At 72.2% G+C, this 21,019-nt stretch carries 21 protein-coding genes; 12 read left to right on the forward strand and 9 right to left on the reverse strand.

Annotation, left to right across the window (positions count from 1 at the left end):
- Positions 1-101 precede the first annotated feature (101 nt).
- Entirely contained in the window at positions 102-755 is a 654-nt protein-coding gene (locus AC07FT_RS14165) for an FMN-dependent NADH-azoreductase (protein ID WP_479176460.1), read from the reverse strand.
- A 112-nt stretch (positions 756-867) separates the two neighbouring features.
- Between AC07FT_RS14165 and AC07FT_RS14170 the strand changes: the two genes are divergently transcribed.
- The 4 genes from AC07FT_RS14170 to AC07FT_RS14185 all read left to right on the forward strand — a co-directional run bounded on the left by AC07FT_RS14170 (position 868) and on the right by AC07FT_RS14185 (position 4,430).
- Positions 868-1,248 carry a winged helix-turn-helix transcriptional regulator gene (locus tag AC07FT_RS14170; protein WP_479176461.1) on the forward strand — a complete coding sequence of 127 codons (381 nt, stop codon included), beginning with the start codon at positions 868-870 and terminating at the stop codon, positions 1,246-1,248.
- Between the two features lie 331 nt (positions 1,249-1,579).
- Positions 1,580-3,106 (forward strand): DUF2252 domain-containing protein, encoded by a 1,527-nt coding sequence (locus AC07FT_RS14175; RefSeq protein ID WP_479176462.1) that lies wholly within the window; start codon positions 1,580-1,582, stop codon positions 3,104-3,106.
- A 39-nt stretch (positions 3,107-3,145) separates the two neighbouring features.
- Positions 3,146-4,024, forward strand: coding sequence for a hypothetical protein (locus AC07FT_RS14180; protein ID WP_479176463.1), 879 nt, complete (start codon positions 3,146-3,148; stop codon positions 4,022-4,024).
- Between the two features lie 52 nt (positions 4,025-4,076).
- Positions 4,077-4,430 (forward strand): rhodanese-like domain-containing protein, encoded by a 354-nt coding sequence (locus AC07FT_RS14185; RefSeq protein WP_471192111.1) that lies wholly within the window; start codon positions 4,077-4,079, stop codon positions 4,428-4,430.
- 325 nt (positions 4,431-4,755) lie between these two features.
- On the opposite strand, the gene AC07FT_RS14190 is transcribed toward AC07FT_RS14185, so the two are convergent.
- From AC07FT_RS14190 to paaA, 6 genes are all read right to left on the reverse strand, one after another.
- Positions 4,756-5,904, reverse strand: a complete 1,149-nt coding sequence (locus AC07FT_RS14190; RefSeq protein ID WP_479176464.1) for an acyl-CoA dehydrogenase family protein — start codon at positions 5,902-5,904, stop codon at positions 4,756-4,758.
- An 86-nt stretch (positions 5,905-5,990) separates the two neighbouring features.
- Positions 5,991-7,097 carry a 2Fe-2S iron-sulfur cluster-binding protein gene (locus AC07FT_RS14195; RefSeq protein WP_479176465.1) on the reverse strand — a complete coding sequence of 369 codons (1,107 nt, stop codon included), beginning with the start codon at positions 7,095-7,097 and terminating at the stop codon, positions 5,991-5,993.
- On the reverse strand, positions 7,097-7,618 hold the full coding sequence (gene paaD, locus AC07FT_RS14200) for a 1,2-phenylacetyl-CoA epoxidase subunit PaaD (RefSeq protein ID WP_479176466.1): 522 nt from the start codon (positions 7,616-7,618) through the stop codon (positions 7,097-7,099). The genes AC07FT_RS14195 and paaD overlap by 1 nt, the downstream gene beginning before the upstream one ends.
- Entirely contained in the window at positions 7,612-8,313 is a 702-nt protein-coding gene (paaC, locus tag AC07FT_RS14205) for a 1,2-phenylacetyl-CoA epoxidase subunit PaaC (protein WP_479176467.1), read from the reverse strand. The genes paaD and paaC overlap by 7 nt, the downstream gene beginning before the upstream one ends.
- Positions 8,310-8,606 carry a 1,2-phenylacetyl-CoA epoxidase subunit PaaB gene (gene paaB / locus AC07FT_RS14210; protein WP_432011972.1) on the reverse strand — a complete coding sequence of 99 codons (297 nt, stop codon included), beginning with the start codon at positions 8,604-8,606 and terminating at the stop codon, positions 8,310-8,312. The genes paaC and paaB overlap by 4 nt, the downstream gene beginning before the upstream one ends.
- Positions 8,603-9,553, reverse strand: a complete 951-nt coding sequence (gene paaA, locus AC07FT_RS14215) for a 1,2-phenylacetyl-CoA epoxidase subunit PaaA (RefSeq protein WP_431772036.1) — start codon at positions 9,551-9,553, stop codon at positions 8,603-8,605. The genes paaB and paaA overlap by 4 nt, the downstream gene beginning before the upstream one ends.
- 222 nt (positions 9,554-9,775) lie before the next feature.
- Here paaA and AC07FT_RS14220 point away from each other — a divergent pair, with 222 nt between their 5' ends.
- From AC07FT_RS14220 to AC07FT_RS14230, 3 genes are read left to right on the forward strand one after another with little or no spacing between them, the layout of a single operon-like run.
- Positions 9,776-10,447: a DUF5819 family protein gene (locus AC07FT_RS14220; RefSeq protein WP_479176468.1), complete on the forward strand. Its 672-nt coding sequence runs from the start codon at positions 9,776-9,778 to the stop codon at positions 10,445-10,447.
- On the forward strand, positions 10,444-11,772 hold the full coding sequence (locus AC07FT_RS14225) for an HTTM domain-containing protein (RefSeq protein WP_479176469.1): 1,329 nt from the start codon (positions 10,444-10,446) through the stop codon (positions 11,770-11,772). Before AC07FT_RS14220 ends, AC07FT_RS14225 begins: the two co-directional genes overlap by 4 nt.
- Complete coding sequence (locus AC07FT_RS14230; RefSeq protein ID WP_431772039.1) at positions 11,769-12,440, forward strand: TrmH family RNA methyltransferase; 672 nt, start codon at positions 11,769-11,771, stop codon at positions 12,438-12,440. The genes AC07FT_RS14225 and AC07FT_RS14230 overlap by 4 nt, the downstream gene beginning before the upstream one ends.
- Positions 12,441-12,467: 27 nt before the next feature.
- On the opposite strand, the gene paaN is transcribed toward AC07FT_RS14230, so the two are convergent.
- Entirely contained in the window at positions 12,468-14,189 is a 1,722-nt protein-coding gene (gene paaN / locus AC07FT_RS14235; RefSeq protein WP_479176470.1) for a phenylacetic acid degradation protein PaaN, read from the reverse strand.
- 134 nt (positions 14,190-14,323) lie between these two features.
- Between paaN and AC07FT_RS14240 the strand changes: the two genes are divergently transcribed.
- Complete coding sequence (locus AC07FT_RS14240) at positions 14,324-15,844, forward strand: 3-hydroxyacyl-CoA dehydrogenase (RefSeq protein ID WP_479176471.1); 1,521 nt, start codon at positions 14,324-14,326, stop codon at positions 15,842-15,844.
- A gap of 2 nt (positions 15,845-15,846) precedes the next feature.
- Entirely contained in the window at positions 15,847-16,449 is a 603-nt protein-coding gene (locus AC07FT_RS14245) for a TetR/AcrR family transcriptional regulator (protein WP_479176472.1), read from the forward strand.
- 11 nt (positions 16,450-16,460) lie between these two features.
- Here the strand turns inward: AC07FT_RS14245 and AC07FT_RS14250 are convergent, their stop codons facing one another.
- Positions 16,461-16,949, reverse strand: a complete 489-nt coding sequence (locus tag AC07FT_RS14250) for an Lrp/AsnC family transcriptional regulator (protein WP_254751764.1) — start codon at positions 16,947-16,949, stop codon at positions 16,461-16,463.
- A 233-nt stretch (positions 16,950-17,182) separates the two neighbouring features.
- Between AC07FT_RS14250 and pdhA the strand changes: the two genes are divergently transcribed.
- The 3 genes from pdhA to AC07FT_RS14265 are packed head-to-tail and all read left to right on the forward strand — an operon-like array spanning position 17,183 to position 20,867.
- Positions 17,183-18,334: a pyruvate dehydrogenase (acetyl-transferring) E1 component subunit alpha gene (pdhA, locus tag AC07FT_RS14255; RefSeq protein WP_432587441.1), complete on the forward strand. Its 1,152-nt coding sequence runs from the start codon at positions 17,183-17,185 to the stop codon at positions 18,332-18,334.
- Positions 18,331-19,425, forward strand: a complete 1,095-nt coding sequence (locus AC07FT_RS14260; protein WP_254751768.1) for an alpha-ketoacid dehydrogenase subunit beta — start codon at positions 18,331-18,333, stop codon at positions 19,423-19,425. Before pdhA ends, AC07FT_RS14260 begins: the two co-directional genes overlap by 4 nt.
- Entirely contained in the window at positions 19,425-20,867 is a 1,443-nt protein-coding gene (locus AC07FT_RS14265) for a dihydrolipoamide acetyltransferase family protein (RefSeq protein ID WP_479176473.1), read from the forward strand. Before AC07FT_RS14260 ends, AC07FT_RS14265 begins: the two co-directional genes overlap by 1 nt.
- Positions 20,868-21,019: the final 152 nt, after the last annotated feature.

Here is a 21,019-nt window from a genome sequence, read left to right on the forward strand (position 1 = left end):
TGGTCGTTCCGGTGCCGCGTTCCGGCCCCGTGTAACGGTGGCCTCCGGTGGCTTCGGCGGTCCGGATCAGGCTTGATCGGATCGGGCGGGGCCGGATCCGGTCAGGCCGCGAAGCGGGAGGCGAGGGACTTGGCCTTGGTGGCCGCGTCCTCGTGGGCCTTCGCCTTGGAGGCGTCCGCCAGCTCGATCAGGTCGGCCATCGCCGGATTGGTACGGGCCAACGTGAGCTCCGGCACAACGAACTCGACATCGAGGCCGAGCGCACCGTTCAGCGCCTTGTCCAGGTAGGTCGTGACGAACTCGAAGCTCTCCCGCGGGGTGCCCGGCCCGTAGCCGCCGCCACGGCTGGCGACGACGACCGCCGGAGTGCCGGAGGTGGTGGTCCGCTCCGCGCCCGCGGTGCGTCCCATGATGATCACGTGGTCCAGCCACGCCTTGAGCGTGGAGGGGATCGTGAAGTTGTACATGGGGGCGCCGATCAGGACCGCGTCGGCCCGCTCCAGCTCACCGGCCAGGGTCTCGCGCAGCGCGAAGGCGTCGTGCTGCTCGGGGGTGCGGTCGTCCGTGGGTACGAATCCGGCGTGGGCGGCGGCCCCGTCGAGGTGGGGCAGCGGCTCGGTGGCCAGATCGCGGTAGATGACCGTGCCGTCCGGGTGCTGGGCCTCCCACTCCTTGCGGAAGGTGGCGGTGACGGCGCGGGAGGAGGAGGCGTCGCCGGGCCAGACGGACGAGTCGATGTGCAGAAGCGTGGGCATGGGGTGCCTCCGTATGACGGGGCGGCGGGGCCGCTCATTTCTACGTAACTACTGATTGCATAGTAGCTTACTTTTCTGCAGTCCCAAACGGGAGGCCAGTAGTCTGTATTCCATGGCGGACGGCGGTGGGTGCGAACAGCGCGATGAGCAGCAGTGCAAGCAGGTCGATTCCTCGATGACCCGTGTCTTCGAGCTGTTCGGCAAGCGATGGACCGGGCTGATCGTCGCGGTCCTGACCGAGCGGCCGGCCTACTTCGCCGATCTGCGCAGGGCGATCCCCGGGATCAGCGAGCGGATGCTGTCGGACCGGCTCACCGAGCTGTCCGGGGCGGGGCTGGTGGTGCGGGAGGTCGACGCGGGACCGCCGCTGCGGGTGTCGTACCGGCTGACGGGGGCGGGGCGGGCGCTGGAGCCCGCGCTGAAGGAGCTGTCGCGCTGGGCGGAGGACCATCTGCCCGAGGGCGGTGGCTGCCCGGAGCAGTTCCGCCGCTGAGCGGTGCGCGGGTGTGGGCGTGCGGATGTTGTCCATGGCTTGTCTTCCGCGCGCACTCCTTGTCTTTTGTGTGCAGTGTCCTGTGTGTGCAGTCCTGCAGTGCTGCAGTGCTCACCGCGACTGAGTGACTGAGCGTCCGAGCGGCTGACCGTCTGAGCGGGGCCCGGGGGTTCGAAAGGGTTGTCCACAGGCTCTGACGGGTCGGGGCGACTGGCGGTACGGTCTGGGCAGCCGAGGTGGTCCGGGCGTCGTCGGAGCCGGTCGGGAGCCCGGCTCCATGCGGATGCCGCTGTCGCGTGGCCGGTGGCGGGCGAGGGGAACGGGGGGCGCCATGACGGGCGAAGAGGGCATCGGGCCCAGCGGAAGCGGCGGCCCCGGCGGGGGTCCGGCCGGCGCGGAGGACAGCCGGGGTGCGGACCGTGGCGCCGCCCGGGCGGGTGGAGCGGTCCGTCGGCTTCCGGCGGTGCCGGGCTTCGCCGCCTGGCACGGGGACGGGCCGTCGCCCAAGCACGAGGGCAAGGCGCTGCGGAAGCGGGTGCCGCGGTCGGCGCATGCCGAGGCGCCGCCCGTCATGGACCGGCCGGACGCCGCGACGGCTGTCGAGTGGTCCAACGCCGGACGACTGCCGGAGCTCACCCCGATACGGGTGGGGCGGATGGCCGCGACCCCCTTCTCCTTCCTGCGTGGTTCGGCCGCGTTGATGGCGCACGACTTGGCGGCCACCCCGGTGACCGGCATAGGCGCCCAGCTGTGCGGGGACGCCCACGCCGCGAACTTCGGGCTGTACGGGGACGCCCGTGGCGGCCTGATCATCGATCTCAACGACTTCGACGAGACCGTGCACGGTCCGTGGGAGTGGGACGTGAAGCGGCTCGCCACCTCGCTGGTGCTGGCGGGGCGCGAGGCCGGGGCCGACGAGGACGTCTGCCGGGCCGCGGCGTATGACGCGGTGGGGGCCTATCGCCGTACGGTGCGGTTGCTGGCCAAGCTGCCCGCGGCCGACGCGTGGAATGCGATCGCCGATGAGGAACTGGTCTCCCACACCGATGCCAGGGACCTGGCGGGGACGCTGGAGCGGGTGGCCGAGAAGGCCCGGCGGAACACCAGCGCGCGGTTCGCCGCACGGGCCACGGAGGCCGTGCCCGAGGAGGAGGATCCGTCCGGCAGGCCCGGGGCCCGCCGCTTCGTGGACGCGCCCCCGGTGCTGCGGCGGGTGCCGGACGACGAGGCCGCGGCGGTGGCATCGGCGCTCGGCGACTACCTGGCGACGCTGCCCGAGGACCGGCTGCCGCTGCTCGCCCGGTACGAGGTGCACGATGTGGCGTTCCGCGTCGTGGGAACGGGCAGTGTGGGCACGCGCTCCTATGTGGTGCTGCTGCTCGACCACCGGGGCGAGCCGCTGGTGCTGCAGGTGAAGGAGGCCCGTCCGTCCGTGCTGCTGCCGTATGTGAGGGCGGCCGGGTTCGCGGTGCCCGAGGCCGGGCACGAGGGACGGCGGGTGGTCCTCGGCCAGAAGCGGATGCAGGTGGTGAGCGACATCCTGCTGGGCTGGACCACGGTCCGGGGGCGGCCGTACCAGGTGCGGCAGTTCCGGAACCGCAAGGGAAGCGTGGACCCGGCGGCGCTGGCCGCCGACCAGGTGGACGACTACGGGCGGATGACCGGGGCGCTGCTGGCGAGGGCGCACGCCCACAGCGCCGATCCGAGGCTGCTGGCCGGTTACTGCGGCAAGGGGGAGGAGCTCGACGAGGCGGTGGCGGCCTTCGCGGTGGCGTACGCCGACCGCACCGAGGCCGACCACACGGCGCTGGTCGCGGCGGTGCGCTCCGGGCGGGTGGCAGCCGAGCTGGGGGTGTGAGGTTCGGGCGGGACCGGGTGCCGGACGTAGGCTGAGCGGGTGACGAACCCGGAAGCGCAGCAGCAGGCACAGCAGTCCGTGTCCGAGGCCGAGCCCCAGGCGGAATCGCAGGACCGGCCCGAGGAGGCCCGGTCGGCCGAGGAGGCGCAGGCCACCGAGCGCCTTGAGCGGGCGGTGCGGGCGGCCGAACAGGCGCTGATCGAGTTCGAGATCGCGGTGGAGACCTTCCGGGTGGAGGTGGAGAACTTCTCCCGACTGCATCACCAGCGCCTCGGACCGATGTACTCGCGCCTCGACGAACTGGACGCGCTGATCGCGGAGGCGGTCGCACAGCGCACCGGCGACCCCGAGGACCAGCGCAGGGCGCGGGAGGCGCGGGGGCTGGTGCAGCCGATGCCGGGCGTGGAGGAGCTGTTCCACGGCTGGATCGACTCCGACGGCCTCTCGCCGGAGGCGGCCGCGATGCTGACCGAGAAGCCGGTGCAGCCGCCGCCGCGGGTGCGGCCGAGTGAGGAAGCCCGCCGGATCTACCGGGACCTGGCCCGTAAGGCCCATCCGGACCTGGCCGAGGAGGAGGCCGAGCGGGAGCGCCGCGGGGCGTTCATCGTGCGGGTCAACGCCGCCTACGCGGCCGGGGACGTGGAGACGCTGCGTGCGCTGGCCGAGGAATGGGAGGCCGGACCTCCGCAGCCGGAGCGCCGGGCCGGCCGCAGCGAGGAGCTGTACGCACGGCTGGAGTGGCTGGCCGAGCGCAAGGAGATGCTGGCGGCCGTCGCCGCCGAGCTGGAGAACAGCGCGATCGGCGCGATGATCAAGATGGCGCCGGAGGATCCGGACGGACTGCTGGACGAGATCGCCGAGCAGCTGCTGGGCCAGGTCTCCGAGAAGGAGGCCCGGCTGGCGGAGCTGGCCCGGTAGTAGGTTGTGCGGCGGCTGACGAGGCCGCGACGTTGTGTGAGAGGTGTGAGTGATGCATTTTGCCCAGCTTCCCCAGGTGGAGGCCGCGGCCGTACCCGCCGACGGCTTTCTGCTGGACGTCCGGGAGGGCGACGAATGGGCGGCCGGGCACGTCGAGGGCGCGCTGCACATTCCCATGGGCCAGCTGGTCGCCCGGTTCGGTGAGCTGACCGAGTCGGTGGGAGACGGGCGGCGGGTGCATGTGATGTGCCGGGTCGGCGGCCGTTCCGCGCAGGTGACGCAGTATCTGGTGGCGCAGGGTCTGGACGCGGTGAACGTGGACGGCGGCATGCTCGCCTGGCACGCGGCGGGCCGTCCCATGGTCTCCGGCCAGGACGACACCCCTGACGGCGCGTTCGTTCTCTAGGTCGTGTCGTTTGGATCTTCGTGGATCAGGCCGCGGCGTCGGATGCAGGGGGCACCTCCCAGCGTTAGCTGGGGGAGCATCGCAAGGCGGAGCCTGACCCGCGTACTGGGCGTACTCGGGTCCGGCGACAACGCAGCGAGGTGCCGTAGCCGTCGTCGCGGACCCACGAAGATCCGAACGACACGGCCTAGGCCCTGTCGGTTCCGCGCTCTCCCGGAGGCGGTGCGCGGTGAGTCGTCCGTTCCCGGGCGTCCGGTGCGCGGGGTCCCGCCGGGCGCCGGGCCCGGCCTACGGGGGCCGGGCGGGGCGCCCTCGTACCTGGGTGTCAGGCGACGGTGTGGGTGGCCAGCAGCGTGCCGAGGGCTTCCTCGTGCGCGGCGGCCGGGCCGAGTGACAGCTCGAGCTGCTTGGCCCAGGCGTGATAGCGGTGCAGCGGATAGTCGGTGACCGCGCCGAAGCCGCCGTGCAGATGCTGTGCGGTCTGCACCACACGCCGTACGCCCTCGGCCGCCCATATCTTGGCGACGGCCACGTCCCCGGCGAGCGGAAGGGCGCCCCCCGCGGTCGACCGCTCCTCCTCCGCGCCCAGCCGCCAGGCGGCCTGCCAGAGGGTGGCCTCCATGGCCCGCAGATCGATGTAGCGGTCGGCGGACTGGACGGCGACCGCCTGGAACGTGGCCAGCGGATGGCCGAACTGCTCACGTCCGCTGACATAGGTGCTGGTCATCTCCAGCACCGCGGTGCCAAGGCCCAGTGCGAGGGCACAGGTGCCGGTGGTGAGGATCTCCCGCAGCCACTCCCAGGCACCGTCCGCGGTCAGCACCTCGGCGGCGGACAGCCGTACCCCGTCGAGACGGATCTCGGCCTGCCGCTCACCGCTGGTGGACACCTGCTCGTCCAGGGCGACGCCGTCCCGGCACCGGGGGACCAGGGCGAGGACCGTGCGGCCCGCGCCGGTGTGGGCGGGGGTCAGCACCCGGTCGGCCCCATACGCCCAGGGAACACCGGTCTGGACGCCGTCCAGCACCCAGCCGTCGCCGTCCTGATGGGCCCGCACGGCGAGTTCGGCCGGGTCATGGCCGGTCCGCCCGTTCGGCGCGACGGTGAGCACCAGCTCCCCGCGCACCACCCGGGGCAGGACCTCCGCGCCGAGCTCCGCTCCGCCGTACCTCTGCACCGCCAGGGCCGCCGCGGCGGACTCCAGCAGCGGCACCCGGGCCAGCACCCGGGCCGACTCGCGCAGCACCAGGCACAGCGCGATGAGGTCCAGCCCCGAACCGCCGTGGTGCGGGTCGAGCGTCAGGCCGAGGAGATCGCCCTCGGCGAGCCGCTTCCACAGCCCACGGTCGAAGTCCTCCGCCACGGCCCCGCGGATCAGTGCGGGGCTGGGCACGCCGTCCGGTTCGACGGAGGTGAAGACGGCTTTCGCCGCCTCGACGGCCGCCTGCTGCTCCTCGGTGAAGGTGAAGTCCACTGTTCGTCCTCCCGCGCCGCGGCTCTGTCCGACGGCCGGTCAAGATAGAACAGGTTCTACAAGAAGGGAACGGCCACCACCGTGCTTCAGCGGTCGAAGTCCAACTCCACCCGCTCACCGACCGGATGGGACTGACAGGCCAGCACATAGCCCGCCTCCACCTCGTCCGGCTCCAGCGCGAAGTTCCGGTCCATCCGCACCTCGCCGGAGACCAGGAACGCCCGGCAGGTGCCGCACACCCCGCCTTTGCAGGCGTACGGGGCGTCCGCGCGGTTGCGCAGCACGGTCTCCAGCAGCGCCTCCCCGTCCTGCACCGGCCAGGTGCCGGAGCGGCCGTCCAAGGTGGCCGTCACCGAACTCCGCGAAGCGGTGCCGGCCGGGCGCGGTGCGCCGGAGCCGGTCTCATCGGCGGTGTCGACGTGGAAGATCTCCTGATGGACCCGGCCACGGGCCACCCCGAGACCGCGCAGCGCCCGCTCGGCGGCGCTCACCAGACCGTAGGGACCGCAGAGGAACCAGCCGTCCACCGAGTCCACCGGCAGCAGTGAGGGCAGCAGCGCGGTGAGCCGCTCCTCGTCCAGCCGCCCGGAGACCAGCCCGCTCTGCTGCTCCTCCCGGGAGAGGGCGCATACCAGCTGGAACCGGTCCGGCCAGCGGTCCTTGAGGTCGGCGACCTCCTCCAGGAACATCGTGGACGCGGCGGTGCGGTCGCTGCGGATCAGACAGAACCGGGCCTCGGACTGCCGCTCCAGCAGGGTGGCGGCGATGGAGAGCACCGGGGTGATCCCGCTGCCGCCGACGACCGCCGCGAAATGCCCCGGCCGGGGTGCGAGCACGAACCGGCCCGCGGGCGCCATGACCTCCATGACCTCGCCGACCGCCAACTCCTTCAGGGCGTAGGTGGAGAACTCGCCCCCCTCCACCAGCCGGACGCCCACCCGCAGCAGCTCCGGTCCCGCGCCGTCGGCGGCCGGGGTGCAGATCGAGTACGTCCGCCGTATCTCGGCGCCGTCGACGAACCGCCGCACCGCGATGTGCTGTCCGGGGACGAAGCGGAAAGTCTCCCGCAGCGCGGGCGGCACCCGCAGGGTGACGGCCACCGAGTCCTCGGTGAGCCGCTCGACCGCCACCACCCGCAGCGGGTGGAACGCGCCATGGTGTGTGGTGGCCTCCACCACCGCTTCCGCGGCCATCACAACTCCTTGAAGTGATCGAAGGGTTCACAGCACGCCTCACAGCGGCGCAGCGCCTTGCACGCGGTGGAGGAGAAGCGGCTGAGCAGCTTGGTCTCGGTGGAGCCGCAGTGCGGGCAGCGCACCCCCAGCTCGACGGCGACCGGGCCGCCCGCCTCGGCACGGCTGGGCGAGGGCGGCGCTATCCCGGCCTCGGCCAGCTTCCGCCGGCCCTCGGCGCTGATGGCGTCCGTGGACCAGGGCGGGGAGAGGACCGTACGGACGGCCACCTCGGGGATCCCGCGGTCATGCAGCACCCGCTCGATATCGGCGCTCATCGACTCCAGCGCCGGGCAGCCGGTGTAGGTGGGGGTCAGCTCGACCTCGACCCGGCCCGGACCCAGCACCCGGAGCCCCCGCACCACGCCCAGCTCGGCCAGGGAGACCATGGGCAGCTCGGGATCCGGCACGGATCCCGCCAGCCGCCGCAGCTCCTCCTCGAGCGCGGTGGTGCCGGAGGCAGGGGCCGCCGGGGTCACCATGTCGCCCCCGGGTGGCTGCGGTGCAGATGCTGCATCTCCGCCAGCATCCGGCCGAACGATTCGGTGTGGACGCCCTGCCGACCGGCGCCCGCCGTCCACGCACCCCGCCGCGGTCCCTCGGGAACGTCCAGGGTGGCGCGCTTCAGGACCGGGGTGAGACGGTCCAGCCAGTCGGTGTGCAGGGTGTTCCACTCCACCTCGCACCCCTCCACCGGCTCGAAGAGCTCACCGGTGAACCGCCACAGGGCCTCCAGTGCCGTCCGCATCCGCTCATGGCTGTCCGCGGTGCCGTCGCCGAGCCGCAGCGTCCAGTGCTCGGCGTGGTCACGGTGGTAGGCGACCTCCTTGACCGCCTTGGCCGCGAGCGGGGCGAAGGGGCCGCCGCCCCGGGCCAGCCGCTCGTAGAGCAGCTCCTGATAGGTGGAGAAGTAGAGCTGACGCGCGATGGTGTGGGCGAAGTCCCCATTGGGCTGCTCGACGAGCTGCACATTGCGGAACGCCCGCTCCTCGCGGAGATAGGCGAGCTCGTCCTCGTCACCGACCAGCGAGAGCAGCACCCGGGCCTGGCCGAGCAGATCGAGGGCGATATTGGCGAGCGCCACATCCTCCTCCAGCACGGGGGCGTGGCCCGCCCACTCCCCCAGCCGGTGGGAGAGCACCAGTGCGTCATCGCCGAGGGCGAGGGCCGCGGTCACAGGTGCTGCACCCCTTCCGGGATCTCGTAGAAGGTGGGGTGGCGATAGGGCTTGTCGGCGGACGGCTCGAAGAACGGGTCCTTCTCGTCCGGCGACGACGCGGTGACCGCGGTGGAGGGCACCACCCAGATCGACACCCCTTCCGAGCGGCGGGTGTACAGATCGCGGGCGTTGCGCAGGGCCATCTCGGCGTCCGGCGCGTGCAGACTTCCGGCGTGGGTGTGGGAGAGCCCGCGCCTGCTGCGGACGAACACCTCCCACAGCGGCCACGCACCGCTTCGGCCACCACTCATGCCTGTTCCTCCCCGTGCTTGGCCGCGTACGCGGCGGCTGCCTCGCGCACCCAGGCGCCTTCCTCATGGGCCCGGCGCCGCTGGGAGATCCGCTGGGTGTTGCACGGGCCGTTGCCCCGCAGCACCTCGTGGAACTCGCTCCAGTCGATGGCTCCGAAGTCGTGGTGGCCCCGCTCCTCGTTCCACCGGAGATCGGGGTCGGGGAGGGTCAGACCGAGGGACTCGGCCTGCGGGACGCAGATGTCGACGAAGCGCTGACGCAGCTCGTCATTGGAGTGCCGCTTGATCTTCCAGGCCATCGACTGGGCGGAGTGCGCCGAGGCGTCGTCCGGCGGGCCGAACATCATCAGCGACGGCCACCACCAGCGGTCCACCGCGTCCTGCGCCATGGCGTGCTGGGCCTCGGTGCCCTGGCTGAGGGCGAGCAGCAGCTCATACCCCTGGCGCTGGTGGAAGGACTCCTCCTTGCAGATCCTGACCATCGCCCGGGCGTAGGGGCCGTAGGAGCAGCGGCACAGCGGGACCTGGTTGGTGATCGCCGCGCCGTCCACCAGCCAGCCGATCGCGCCGACATCGGCCCAGGTCAGCGTGGGGTAATTGAAGATCGACGAGTACTTCTGCCGACCGCTGTGCAGCTTGTCGAGCAGCTCGTCCCGGCTGGTGCCCAGGGTCTCCGCCGCGCTGTAGAGATACAGGCCGTGACCCGCCTCGTCCTGCACCTTGGCCATCAGGATCGCCTTGCGCCGCAGCGAGGGGGCGCGGGTGATCCAGTTCGCCTCCGGCTGCATGCCGATGATCTCGGAATGGGCGTGCTGTGCCATCTGCCGGACCAGTGACGCCCGGTAGTCATCGGGCATCCAGTCACGCGGCTCGATGCGCTCGTCAGCGGCCAGAGCGGCGTCGAACACCGCCTCGTACGCCCCGGCGTCCGCCGCCATCGTCGTCATGCGAAGCCCCTTCGCCATCCGTCCCCGCGACCGGCCAGCCGACCGACCGATCGTTCGGTTCAATGGTGTGCCGCGGGAACGTAGGGTGTCAAGCCTGTGGATAACGTCGAGGGCGCTGTGCCGACGGTTCCGCATGGGTACCGTTCCGGGGGCGTGAGGGACCGCGGATGACGCGGCCGGCCAGGCGGGCGGGAGCCCCGGACACCATCGGAGCGGGCGGGTATGGCGGAGCCGGAGACGGACGACGAGACGGCGCGACGGCTCGCGTCGCTCTCCCTGCCCGCCCAGCTGATCATCGCGGTGGCCACCGCGATCGCGGCCGTGGCGGCCGCCATCCACCTCGGGATGGCGTTCCTGAACGTCGCGCCGTCCAACACGCTCACCGAGCAGCACGGCGAGGCCATCGACGACTACGTCTATCCGGAGTTCGAGCGGAACTGGAAGCTGTTCGCCCCCAATCCGCTCCAGCAGAACATCGCCGTCCAGGCCCGCGCGGAGATCCGCACGGCCGACGGCGGGACCGCGACCACCAGGTGGAGAAACCTCTCGGCGGAGGACGGCGCGGCCATCCGGCACAATCCGCTGCCCAGCCACACCCAGCAGAACGAGCTGCGGCGGGCATGGGAGTTCTACGTCTCCTCGCACGATGAGCAGGACCGGTCGGTCGGGGAGCGCGGTCCGCTCTTCGAGCAGTACATCCGCCGGATCGTGATGCTCCGCTTCGGCCGCGAGGAAGACGGCGGCACCGTGGAGCGGATCCAGGTGCGGTCCGCGACCACCGCCTTGCCCGCGCCGTCGTGGAGCGACGAGAAGATCGGCACCAAGACGGTCTACCGCCTCCTGCCGTGGTGGCCGGTGACCGGCGACGACCTTCCGGAGGCGAAGAGCCGGTGACCGCGCCCGCAACCCCCTCGAACGCATCCGAGCCGGAGCCGGAGCCCGGCGCCACGCCCCCGCCCGACTCCGAGCGGCCGCCCACCGGGCCCGGCGGGCGCGCACGGCTCGGCGACCGGCTGCACTCCGCCGTGGCGCGCGGTCACGCCCGCGTCAGCGGTGCGGCGCTCGGCCCGTACCAGACCGCGATCGTCCGGATCGGGTTCTCCTTCACCTGGCTGCTCTTCCTGCTGCGGGAATGGCCCCACCGCCGCGAGCTGTACGGGCCCGACTCCCCGATGAGCTGGGACATGGCCAACCGGCTGCTGGACACCAACCGCGCCTTCAGCGCGCTGATATGGACCGACAGCACCCTCTGGTTCGAGATCGTCTACACCCTGGGCATCGTGTCGAGCGTGCTCCTCCTGCTCGGCTGGCGCACCCGCACCATGTCCGTGCTCTTCATGCTCGGTGTGCTGTCGCTCCAGAACCGCAGCGTCTTCATCGGCGACGGCGGCGACAACCTCATCCATCTGATGGCGACCTATCTGGCACTGACCCGGTGCGGACAGGTGTGGTCGCTGGACGCCCGCCGGGCGGCGCGGCGCAAGGAACCCTCCCGCGATACGACGGGTGTCGTGCTCTGGGCCGTGCTGGGTCCGGTGCTCCTCTGGGCGCAGCTGTTCACCGACGCCCGGCTCTCGCTGACGGCCGACGGGCCGCTGCCCGGGATCGGCTGGGGCACGGTCCTGTGGGGGCTGTGGATCGTGCAGGCCGGCTGGTGGCTGGTGGGGCGCTACGCGCCGGGGGAGCCGCGCACCGTCCTGGACGTGCTCGCCAACCTCGCGCACAACGGCACCCTGCTGGTGATCATGGGTGAGGTGTGTCTGCTCTACGCCACGGCCGGCTGGTACAAGATCCAGGGCTCGCGCTGGCAGGACGGCACCGCCCTGTACTACCCGCTGCACCTGGATTACTTCGCGCCCTGGCCCGGTCTCGCCGATCTCATGTCGTCCAACGGCACGCTGGTGATGGTGCTGACCTACGGCACGGTGATCATGCAGGTCGCCTTCCCCTTCACCCTGCTCAACCGGCGGGCCAAGAATGTGATGCTCGTCCTGCTGATGCTGGAGCACCTCGGCATAGCGATCATGCTGGGGCTGCCCTTCTTCTCGCTCGCCGCGCTCGCCGCCGACGCGGTGTTCCTGCCCACGGCCTTCCTGCTGTGGGCCGGCGCCCGTGCGACCGGGGTCCGGAGCCGGGTGGTGGCGCGGGTGCGGCGGCTGCGCGGGCCACGGGCTCCGGAGCGCGACGAGGAGCCCCGGGCCCGTACGCTCATCGGGTGAGCAGCGACATCCACCCCGGCGGCAGCAGCGCCCAGGAACCGGTCCAGTACGACGAGGGCTTCACGCCCGAGGTCGGCGTCGGCCCGCACCCCCGCCCCTGGCCGACCGGCGACCGCTACGACCCGGAGCTGCTCGAACACGGTGACCGCCGCAATGTTGCCGACCCCTACCGCTACTGGACCCGTGAGGCGATCGTCGCCGACCTCGACACCCGCCGCCATGACTTCCATGTGGCCATCGAGAACTGGAGCCACGACTTCAACATCGGGAGCGTGGTACGCACGGCCAACGCGTTCCTGGCGAAGGAGATCCACATCGTGGGGCGACGGCGCTGGAACCGGCGCGGGGCCATGGTCACCGACCGCTATCAGCACGTCCGGCACCATCCGGACACCGCCGAGCTCACCGCCTGGGCCGCCGCCGAGGGGCTGCCGGTGATCGGTATCGACAACCTCCCGGGCGCGGTGCCGCTGGAGACCACCGAACTGCCGCGCCGCTGTGTGCTGCTCTTCGGCCAAGAGGGGCCGGGGCTGACGGAGGAGGCCCGCCGTCACGCGGCCATGGTGTGCTCGATCGCGCAGTTCGGCTCCACCCGCTCGATCAACGCGGGTGCGGCGGCGGCCATCGCGATGCACAGCTGGGTGCGGGTCCACGCGGCGGCCGGCTGAGCCGCCGCCGCGCGGACCCGACGGGCGCTACGCCTGGCGCCGCACCTCGATCATGCGGAAGCGGCCGGCCACGAAGGCGCCGTCGCACAGGGTGGCGTTGGCCGACGGATTGCCGCCGGAACCGTGGAAGTCGGAGAAGGCCGCGGTCTGGTTCACATAGACCCCGCCGGTCAGGTTGAGCGAGAGCTGCGCGCACTCCTCCAGACACGCCTCCTCGACCAGCCGCTCCACCTCGGGCGAGGTGGTGTACGCGCCGACGGTCATCGCGCCCTTGTCCCGGGTGGTGCGCCGCAGCAGGGCGACCGCGTCCGCCGCGGAGTCCACCGCGACGGCGAACGAGACCGGCCCGAAGCACTCGTCCAGATACGGCGCGTCCGCGTCCGCCGCCTCCCAGAACTTCCGCGCCCCGTCCGCCTTCACCATCAGCGGCGTACGGACCGTGGCGTCCGGGAACTCGGGGTGGGTCACCGAGCGTGAGGCCAGCGCGACCCCGCCGAGCCCCGGCGCGGCCTCCAGCCGCTCCTGCACCCGGGGACCGACGATCGCGCCCAGCAGCGCGCTCGCCCGTGCGTCATCGCCGAGCAGCCCCTCGACCGCGGCGCCGAGATCGGCCACCACCTCGTCGTACGACTTGGGTCCGGCCTCGGTGGTGATGCCGTCCCGGGGGATCAGCAGGTTCTGAGGGGTGGTGCACATCTGGCCGCTGTAGAGGGACAGCGAGAACGCCAGATTGGCCAGCATGCCCTGGTAGTCACCGGTGGAGTCGATGATGACCGTGTTGACCCCGGCCTTCTCGGTGAAGACCTGGGCCTGGCGGGCGTGCGTCTCCAGCCAGTCGCCGAAGGCGGTCGAGCCCGTGTAGTCGATCACGCGGATCTCGGGGCGCACGGCGAGCGCCTTGGCGATGCCCTCGTCCGGCCGCTCGGCGGCCAGCGTCACCAGATTGGGGTCGAAGCCCGCCTCGCGCAGCACCTCGCGCGCGGCCTGGACGGTCAGTGCCAGCGGCAGCACGGCCTGCGGATGCGGTTTGACCAGCACCGGGTTTCCGGTGGCCAGCGAGGCGAAGAGCCCCGGGTAGCCATTCCAGGTGGGGAAGGTGTTGCAGCCGATCAGCAGCGCGATACCGCGCGGAACGGCGGTGAACGTCTTGTCCAGCCGCAGCGGATCCCGCTTGCCCTGGGGCTTGGACCACTCGGCCGACTGCGGGGTACGGGTCTGCTCGGCGAAGGCATAGGCCACCGCCTCCAGCCCGCGGTCCTGGGCGTGGGGGCTGCCCGCCTGGAACGCCATCATGTACGCCTGGCCACTGGTGTGCATCACGGCCTGGGCGAACTCATGGGAGCGGGCGCTGATCCGGGCCAGGATCTCCAGGCAGACCAGGGCGCGCGTCTCGGGACCGGCGTCCCGCCAGGCGGGCATCCCCGCCTTCATCGCGGGGAGGAGGACATCGATATCCGGGTGCGGATACTCCATGCCCATCTCCGCGCCGTACGGCGAGACCTCCGAGCCCGTCCAGCCGTCGGTGCCCGGCTGGTCCAGGTCGAAGCGGGTGCCGCGCAGCGCCTCGAACGCGGCGAGGCCCTCGGGGATGCCCAGGCTCGGGCGGCCCGTCTTGCCCTCCGGTCCGTAGGCCTTGGGGTGCTCGGGGTGCGGGGACCAGTACGCGCGGGTACGGATCGCCTCCAGTGCCTGGTCGAGGGTGGGGCGGTGCATCTCGGTCAACTGCGCGGTGGTGAGTCCGGTGGTCACGACTGACCAACTCCTCGGCGGGCTGGGATTGAGCTGGGCTGGGATGGTCGACAGAGTTAGATTAACCGAACGATCGGTCGGGACAAGAGGGCCTGGCGAACCTGTGGATAACTTCGTCCGAGAGGATCAGCGGCATGACTGCGATCGACCGGGAACCGGCGCACACCAGCACCGTCGCCGTCATCGGCACCGGCACCATGGGCCAGGGGATCGCCCAGGTGGCACTGGTCGCCGGACATCCCGTACGGCTCTACGACGCCGCGCCCGGCCGGGCGGACCACGCCGTCGGGGCCATCGCCGCCCGGCTCGGCCGACTGGTGGACAAGGGCCGTCTCACCGCGGCCGGCCGTGACGCGGCCCTCGGCCGGCTCGCGCCGGTCGCCGCCATCGAGGAGCTGGCCGACGCGGACCTCGCCATCGAGGCGATCCTCGAGGAACTGGGCGCCAAGCAGCAGCTGTTCACCGCGCTGGAGTCGGTCGTCTCCGACCGCTGTGTGCTGGCGACCAACACCTCCTCGCTCTCCGTCACGGCCGTCGCGGGCGCCCTGCGGCTGCCGGGCCGCTTCGTCGGGCTGCACTTCTTCAACCCCGCCCCGCTGCTGCCGCTGGTCGAGGTCGTCCGCGGCGCCGCCACGGACCAGGCCGCCGCCGACCGTGCGTACGAGACCGTCGCCGCCTGGGGCAAGACGCCCGTACGCTGCGCCGACACCCCCGGCTTCATCGTCAACCGGCTCGCCCGCCCCTTCTACGCCGAGGCCTTCCGCGTCCATGAGGAGCGCGCCGCCGACCCCGCCACCATCGACGCCGTGCTGCGCGAGTCCGGAGGCTTCCGGATGGGGCCCTTCGAGCTGACCGACCTGATCGGCCAGGACGTCAACGAGGCCGTCACCCGCTCCGTCTGGGAATCCTTCTTCCACGATCCGAAATTCACCCCCTCCCTCGCCCAGCGGCAGCTCGTCGACGCCGGGCGGCACGGGCGCAAGTCAGGCCACGGCTGGTTCGACCACGCGGAGGACGCCCCGCGCCCCGCCCCGCACACCGCGGAACCCTGCGAAGCCCCCGACAAGGTGGTCCTGCACGGTGACCTGGGGCCTGCGGCCGCGCTCGTCGGGCTCATCGAGGAAGCCGGGATCACGGTCGCCCGTGAGCCCCGGTCCGCGGGGGGACATCTGGTCCTCCCCGACGGCACCCCGCTGTCGCTGACCGAAGGCTCGCCGGCCACCACCGGCCGCGCCGCCCGTATCCACTTCGACCTCGCCCTGGACTACCGCACCGCCTCACGGATCGCCCTCGCCCCGTCCGGGACCGCCTCCCCGGAGTCCGTACGGACCGCGATCGGGCTGTTCCAGGCGCTCGGCAAGCAGGTCAGCGTGGTCCGGGACGTCCCCGGGATGATCGTGGCCCGTACCGTCGCGATGCTCGTCGACTTCGCCCTGGACGCCGTCGCGCGGGAGGTGGCGAGCCCCCAGGACGTCGACACCGCCATGCGGTCCGGGGTCAACTACCCGCGCGGTCCGCTGGAGTGGGGCGACGAACTCGGCGCCCGCTGGGTGCGCGACACCCTGCGCCACCTCCATGACTCCTACCCCACCGGCCGCTACGCGCCTTCCCAGGCGCTGATCCGGCGTGCCGCCCGCCAGGAAGAGCTGCTCTAATCATGACCATGGCCAAGCGCGACACCTATACGCCCGAATCGCTGCTCGCGGTTGCCGTCGAGGTGTTCAACGAGCGCGGCTACGACGGCACCTCCATGGAGCACCTCTCCCGCGCCGCGGGGATCTCCAAGTCGTCGATCTACCACCACGTCAAGGGCAAGGAAGAGCTGCTGCGGCTGGCCATAAGCCGGGCGCTGGACGGTCTGTTCGGCATCCTGCAGGAGCCGGCCGCGCGCGAGGGCCGGGCCGTGGAGCGGCTGGAGCACGTCGTCCGGCGCACCACCGAGGTGCTGATGACGGAGCTGGCCTACGTCACGCTGCTGCTCCGCGTCCGGGGCAACACCGACACCGAGCGCTGGGCCATGGAACGCCGCCGGGAGTTCGACCACCAGGTCGCCGAACTGCTCAAGCAGGCCGCGGCCGAGGGTGACCTCCGGACGGACGTGGACGCGCGGCTGGCCACCCGGCTGCTCTTCGGCATGATCAACTCGATTGTCGAGTGGTACCGGCCGGGCCGCGGTGGGGCCGCGACCTCCGACGAGGTCGCCGACGCGGTGGTGCACACCGCCTTCGCCGGTCTGCGCACCAAGACCGAGGGGGCCTGAGCCGGGGCCGGTCACGGCTCCGAATCGAGGTCCGTCTCCTCGAAGACCAGCAGCGTCCGGGTGCTCAGTACCTCCGGCATCGCCTGGATCCGGGTGAGGACCAGCTCGCGCAGCGAGCGGTTGTCCGGGGTGTGCACCAGCAGCAGCACATCGAAATCCCCGCTGACCAGTGCGATGTGGGCGGCGCCCGGAAGCTCCCTGAGCTGCTCGCGCACGGTGCGCCAGGAATTCTGGACGATCTTCAGCGTGATGTACGCGGACGCGCCCTGACCGGCCCGCTCCTGGTCCACCCGGGCGCTGAAACCGCGGATCACCCCATCGTCGATCAGACGGTTGATCCGGGCGTAGGCATTGGCCCTGGACACGTGTACCTGATCCGCCACGGAGCGTATCGAGGCCCGGCCGTCCGCCCGTAGCAGACGGAGGATGTCGCGGTCGATGGAGTCCAGTGGCCGAGCGGGCGGTTTGCCGTCCGAATGGGCCATCTGTTCGTCCCGCATACCGCCCCGCCTCCCCTGAATGGACATCCTGTCTTCATCTCAGGGGGCGCGGAACCGTTTGTCCACAGGCTGGGGTCGCCTGTAGCCAAAATGCGTCAGCGACCGAACAATCGGTAGGGAGGGGTGCCGCTGTGGCGTGCCTCACGTTCCTGCTGTCCGCCCGCCTGTCTTCCACCTACCACCCTCGAGCGAGGTGCTGAGCACCACCTCCCTCAAGTCCCGGAGGTCGCGTCATGACGGTCCTTGAGCAGCCCGGTGCCTACCGGCCCACTCCCCCGCCCGCCTGGCGGCCCCGCGCCGACGCCGCGCCGCTGCTGCCCGACGCCGAGCCGTACCGCCTGCTGGGCACCGCGGCCGCCGCGGACGTCGCCGCCGACCTGCTCACCAGGCTCCACCGCGAGCTGGTGCACGGCCGCCGGTACAACGCGCAGGCCACCGCGCTGACCCGGCAGGGCCGTCTGGCCGTCTATCCGTCCTCCACCGGTCAGGAAGCCTGTCAGGTGGCCGCGGGTCTGGTGCTCGAGGAGCGCGACTGGCTCTTCCCCAGCTACCGCGACACCCTCGCCGCCGTCGTACGCGGCCTCGACCCGGTCCAGGCACTCACCCTGCTCCGCGGCGACTGGCACTCCGGCTACGACCCGCGCGACCACCGCGTCGCTCCCCTGTCCACCCCGCTCGCCACCCAGCTGCCGCACGCGGTCGGGCTGGCCCACGCCGCCCGCCTCAAGGGCGATGACGTGGTGGCCCTCGCCCTCGTCGGCGACGGCGGCACCAGCGAGGGCGACTTCCACGAGGCCCTGAACTTCGCCGCCGTCTGGCAGGCACCGGTCGTCTTCCTCGTCCAGAACAACGGCTTCGCGATCTCCGTCCCGCTCGCCAAGCAGACCGCCGCGCCCTCGCTCGCCCACAAGGCCGTCGGCTACGGCATGCCCGGCCGTCTGGTCGACGGCAATGACGCGGCCGCCGTCCACCAGGTCCTCGACGAGGCCGTGCGCAGGGCCCGCGCCGGCGGGGGCCCCACCCTCGTCGAGGCCGTCACCTACCGGATGGACGCCCACACCAACGCGGACGACGCCACCCGCTACCGGACCGACGACGAGGTCGAGGCATGGCGGGCACATGACCCGATAGCGCTCCTGGAGGACGCGATGCGGGACCGCGATCTGCTCGACGACCGGAGCGTGGAAGCCGTGCGCGAGTCCGCGGAGCGGCTCGCCGCCGGTCTGCGCGAGCGGATGAACCAGGAGCCGGTCGTCGATCCCATGGAGCTCTTCGAGCACATCTACGCCGACAAGACCAGCCAGCTGCGTGAGCAGGCGGCCCAGCTCCGCGCCGAGCTCGAGGCCGAGGCCGAGGCCGACGAATCCGAAAAGGGTGCACGATGACCACCGCCACAGCCGCCGGGACCGGCACCGCCCGCAAGCCCGCGACCATGGCCCAGGCCCTCGGCCGCGCCCTGCGTGACGCCATGGCCGCCGACCCCTCCGTCCACGTCCTCGGCGAGGATGTCGGCACCCTCGGCGGTGTCTTCCGCGTCACCGACGGGCTCGCCAAGGAGTTCGGCGACACCCGCTGTACGGATACGCCGCTGGCCGAGGCGGGCATCCTCGGCACCGCCGTCGGGATGGCGATGTACGGGCTGCGGCCCGTCGTCGAGATGCAGTTCGACGCCTTCGCGTACCCGTCCTTCGAGCAGCTCATCAGCCATGTCGCCAAGATGCGCAACCGGACGCGCGGCGCCATGCCGCTGCCGATCACCGTGCGGGTGCCGTACGGCGGCGGCATCGGCGGGGTCGAGCACCACAGCGACTCCTCCGAGATCTACTACATGGCCACCCCCGGCCTCCATGTCGTCGCCCCCGCGACCATCGCCGACGCCTACGGGCTGCTGCGTGCCGCCATCGCCTCCGACGACCCCGTCGTCTTCCTCGAGCCCAAGCGGCTCTACTGGTCCAAGGGCGACTGGTCGCCCGACCGGCCCGACGAGGTCCCGCCGATCGGACAGGCCGTGGTCCGGCGGCCGGGCGGCGCCGCGGTGGGCGATACGGCGCCGGCCGGTGGCCGGGCCGGGCGGGGCCGCAGCGCCACGCTCATCTCCTACGGACCCTCCGTTCCCATCTGCCTCGAGGCCGCCGAGGCGGCCCGTGCCGAGGGCTGGGACCTCGAGGTCGTCGATCTGCGCTCGCTCGTGCCCTTCGACGACGAGACGGTCTGCGCCTCGGTCCGCCGCACCGGGCGGGCTGTCGTCGTCCACGAGGCCACCGGGTTCGGCGGGCCCGGCGGGGAGATCGCCGCCCGGATCACCGAGCGGTGCTTCCACCACCTCGAGGCGCCGGTGCTCAGGGTCACCGGGTTCGACATTCCCTACCCGCCGCCCATGCTCGAGCGGCACCATCTGCCCGGTGTGGACCGGGTGCTGGACGCCGTCGCCCGGCTGCAGTGGGAGTCGGAGTTCACCGAGGGGAGGGCCGTCTGATGGCCGTGGTGCGGGAGTTCACCCTTCCGGATCTGGGTGAGGGGCTCACCGGCGCGGAGATCGTGCGCTGGCTGGTCCAGGTCGGCGATGTCGTCGCCATCGACCAGCCGGTCGTCGAGGTCGAGACCGCCAAGGCCATGGTCGACGTGCCCTGTCCGTACGGCGGCGTGGTCACCGCCCGCTTCGGTGACGAGGGCACCGAGATGCCGGTGGGTGCGCCGCTGCTCACGGTCGCCGTTCCGGAGGGGGCGGATGAGCCGGGGGGCGGAGCCGGTTCCGCCGGTGACGCGTCCGCGTCCGATGGCGGGTCGGGCAATGTGCTCGTCGGGTACGGCACGACCGCCCCGGCCGCGCGGCGTCGCCGGGTTCGGCCCGGGGCGGCCTCCGCCGCGGTGGCGGTTCCGGCTGGCGCGGTGGCCGTCGGGGCGGGGGCCGGGGCCGGGCGCGTGGGGGCTGAGACCGTGTCCCGTCCGGCTGTTGCCGCGGCGGACGAGCGGCCCGCCGATGCGCCGATCCCGGTGATCTCACCGCTGGTGCGGCGGCTCGCCCGTGAACACGGTCTCGATCTGCGCGAGCTGACCGGTTCCGGGCCCGACGGGCTCATCATGCGTGCGGATGTCGAGCGGGCGGTACGGGGCGGCGGCGTCAGTGGTGTCGACGGCGTCGCGGTCGGCCGCGGTGTGACGAACGGTGTCGCCAACGGGGTGATGGCGGACGGCCTCGCCGCGGCTGTCTCCGCTCCGGCGTCGGGGCAGGAGGAGCGCGTTCCGCTGCGCGGCCTGCGGGGCGTGGTCGCCGACAAGCTGGCGCGGAGCCGTCGGGAGATCCCCGACGCCACCTGCTGGGTGGACGCCGACGCCACGGAGTTGCTCGCCGCCCGCACGGCCATGAACGCCGCCGGTGGCCCGAAGGTCTCCCTGCTCGCCGTCCTGGCCCGCATCTGCACGGCGGCGCTCGCCCGCTACCCCGAGCTCAACGCCCGGGTGGACATGGAGAGCCGCGAGATCGTCCGTCTCTCCGAGGTGCACCTCGGCTTCGCGGCGCAGACCGATCGGGGGCTGGTCGTACCGGTGGTGCGCGATGCGCACGCCCGCAGTGTCGAGGGGCTCTCCGCGGAGATCGCCCGGCTGACCGAGTCCGCCCGCGCGGGGTCGCTCGCCCCGGCGGAGCTGACGGGGGGCACGTTCACCCTGAACAACTACGGCGTCTTCGGGGTCGACGGATCGACGCCGATCATCAACCACCCGGAGGCGGCGATGCTCGGCGTCGGCCGGATCGTCCCGAAGCCGTGGGTGCACGAGGGTGAGCTCGCGGTGCGGCATGTGGTGCAGCTGTCGTTCACGTTCGACCACCGGGTGTGCGACGGCGGGACGGCCGGTGGGTTCCTGAGGTACGTGGCCGACTGTGTGGAGCGGCCGATGGTGCTGCTGCGGGGGTTGTGACCGCAGGTGGATTGGGTGCGCCCGGGGTGTGGTCGGGTGCGGGCCCGGGGCCTCCGGTGCGGGGGCCCCGGACCGTCTGTTCCTGGCGCCGGTGCCCGGGGACGTGTGGGTCCGTGTGGTCGCGCGGAGACCGGCGCCACAATCCGCCCCTG

It is taken from the genome of Streptomyces sp. NPDC045899 (assembly GCF_056431485.1).

Excerpts from the sequence above, each read along its gene's own strand:
- pdhA (WP_432587441.1), top strand. The coding sequence starts at position 17,183 with ATGACGGTCCTTGAGCAGCCCGGTGCCTACCGGCCCACTCCCCCGCCC.
- AC07FT_RS14220 (WP_479176468.1), top strand. The coding sequence starts at position 9,776 with ATGGCGGAGCCGGAGACGGACGACGAGACGGCGCGACGGCTCGCGTCG.
- AC07FT_RS14240 (WP_479176471.1), top strand. The coding sequence starts at position 14,324 with ATGACTGCGATCGACCGGGAACCGGCGCACACCAGCACCGTCGCCGTC.
- paaA (WP_431772036.1), bottom strand. The coding sequence starts at position 9,553 with ATGACGACGATGGCGGCGGACGCCGGGGCGTACGAGGCGGTGTTCGAC.
- AC07FT_RS14195 (WP_479176465.1), bottom strand. The coding sequence starts at position 7,097 with ATGGCCGCGGAAGCGGTGGTGGAGGCCACCACACACCATGGCGCGTTC.
- AC07FT_RS14170 (WP_479176461.1), top strand. The coding sequence starts at position 868 with ATGGCGGACGGCGGTGGGTGCGAACAGCGCGATGAGCAGCAGTGCAAG.
- AC07FT_RS14250 (WP_254751764.1), bottom strand. The coding sequence starts at position 16,949 with ATGCGGGACGAACAGATGGCCCATTCGGACGGCAAACCGCCCGCTCGG.
- paaB (WP_432011972.1), bottom strand. The coding sequence starts at position 8,606 with ATGAGTGGTGGCCGAAGCGGTGCGTGGCCGCTGTGGGAGGTGTTCGTC.
- AC07FT_RS14175 (WP_479176462.1), top strand. The coding sequence starts at position 1,580 with ATGACGGGCGAAGAGGGCATCGGGCCCAGCGGAAGCGGCGGCCCCGGC.
- paaD (WP_479176466.1), bottom strand. The coding sequence starts at position 7,618 with ATGGTGACCCCGGCGGCCCCTGCCTCCGGCACCACCGCGCTCGAGGAG.
- AC07FT_RS14265 (WP_479176473.1), top strand. The coding sequence starts at position 19,425 with ATGGCCGTGGTGCGGGAGTTCACCCTTCCGGATCTGGGTGAGGGGCTC.
- AC07FT_RS14260 (WP_254751768.1), top strand. The coding sequence starts at position 18,331 with ATGACCACCGCCACAGCCGCCGGGACCGGCACCGCCCGCAAGCCCGCG.
- AC07FT_RS14165 (WP_479176460.1), bottom strand. The coding sequence starts at position 755 with ATGCCCACGCTTCTGCACATCGACTCGTCCGTCTGGCCCGGCGACGCC.
- AC07FT_RS14245 (WP_479176472.1), top strand. The coding sequence starts at position 15,847 with ATGACCATGGCCAAGCGCGACACCTATACGCCCGAATCGCTGCTCGCG.
- AC07FT_RS14185 (WP_471192111.1), top strand. The coding sequence starts at position 4,077 with ATGCATTTTGCCCAGCTTCCCCAGGTGGAGGCCGCGGCCGTACCCGCC.